Origin of the sequence: Streptomyces sp. NRRL F-5630, from assembly GCF_000719475.1 — a bacterium.
Classification (GTDB): domain Bacteria; phylum Actinomycetota; class Actinomycetes; order Streptomycetales; family Streptomycetaceae; genus Streptomyces.
This window is the reverse complement of the sequence record NZ_JOGO01000170.1, coordinates 1-1,376: the sequence shown is the minus strand read 5'-3', so window position 1 is coordinate 1,376 and position 1,376 is coordinate 1. Positions and strand designations below refer to the sequence as shown.

The 1,376-nt window shown below is 75.1% G+C and carries 2 protein-coding genes; both read right to left on the bottom strand.

Translation table 11 applies throughout. The features are described from left to right. Window positions 1–116: 116 nt before the first annotated feature. On the bottom strand, window positions 117–368 hold the full coding sequence (locus IF99_RS0130160; protein WP_031001656.1) for a hypothetical protein: 252 nt from the start codon (window positions 366–368) through the stop codon (window positions 117–119). Window positions 369–754: 386 nt separating this feature from the next. Further along, on the bottom strand, window positions 755–1,210 hold the full coding sequence (locus tag IF99_RS0130155; protein WP_031001654.1) for a GNAT family N-acetyltransferase: 456 nt from the start codon (window positions 1,208–1,210) through the stop codon (window positions 755–757). Window positions 1,211–1,376: the final 166 nt, after the last annotated feature.

The following is a 1,376-nucleotide window of genomic DNA, read 5'->3' as shown; positions in this document are numbered from 1 at the left end:
GCCGGGGCGGGGCGGGGGGCCGAGGCGCGCTGGGCATCTGTGCCGCTGGGGCCTGCGCATCGGTGGGCGTACGCAGCGCTGGGCCTTCGCGCCGCGCGCCTGGCAGCGGCCGTCTCTCAGGGGTTCGTCGCGTCGGCCGGGGCGGGGCGGGCAGCGCGTTCGGCGAGGGCGGTGAGGGCGCGGGCGGTGTCGAGGTTGACGCGGCCGAGGTCGAGGAGAGGGGTCTGCGCCTCTCCGGAGCAGGAGGGGAGGTCGAGGCGGAGGGACGGCAGCTTGATGCCGGCGGCGATGAGGGCGGCGCGGAGGCGCTCCAGGTGGTCCTGGGCCTCGTACATACCGGTCAGTTCCCGCGTGTCCTGCTCGGTCATTCGTCCACGCTCCCGTTCGTCGTCACTCGTCCTGCTCCACCCCGCGCGGCGCGCGTCGCCGCCGCAGCCCTCCGGTGGCCGCCCGCCTGCCCGCCGTCCGGCCCCCGGGGTGGTGGGGGCCGGACGGCGGGGCTCCCAGGAGCGGGAGGCTCCCCGCGGAGGCGAGGCCGTGGAGGAGTCCATCACTCCGCCCGGGCACGCCGCCATGGCGCCACCGGGCGATTCACCATTTCGGCGCGGCTTGAGGAGAATCCCCGGCGCGTCGTGGAAAGAGCGGATAACCTGCCGCGCCACACGCGGCACGAGACGTGCGGAACGCGCGAGAGGTGCGGGACGAGAGGGGAAGAGACAGCGGGACGGTGGCGTGCGGGCGGGAGGCGTGCGGCTCAGAGGGTGCGGGTAAGGAAGACGCTGAGCGGGTCCTCGCGGTAGGCGCCGAAGGGCGGGCAGGGGCGGAAGCCGAACTTGGCGTAAAGCGTGCGGGCCGGGAGGAAGAAGTCGTCCGCTCCGGTCTCCAGGCTGACGCGCTCCAGCCCGGCGCGCCGCGACTCGTCGAGCGCGTGCCGCAGCAGTGCGGAGGCGATGCCGGAGCGGGTGCGGGCGGGATCGGTGCGCATGGACTTGAGTTCGCCGTGTCCGGGGGCGATGCGCTTGACGGCGCAGCAGCCGACGATCTCGCCCTCCTCGCGCGCGGTCCAGAAGGTCACTTCCGGTACGCGCAGGCCGTCGAGGGCGAGTGCGTGGGTGCTCTCGGGCGGGGACAGGGCGCGAAGCTGCGAGACGTGGGCTTCCAGGAAGGCGGCGATGGCGGGACCGGCCAGGTCGTCGACTGCTATCTCCATGTCCGGCGAGCCTAGCCAACTGGGGGGCGTGCCACCCGCCCCCGCATGGCTGGAGGTCTGCCCCCGCCCCCGCTCGCTGGGGGGTGTACCACCGGGCGGGGGGGCTGGGGGTGCCCCCCCGTGGCAAACCCCCCAGCGAGCGGGGGGGGGGGGCGAACTCCCGCCA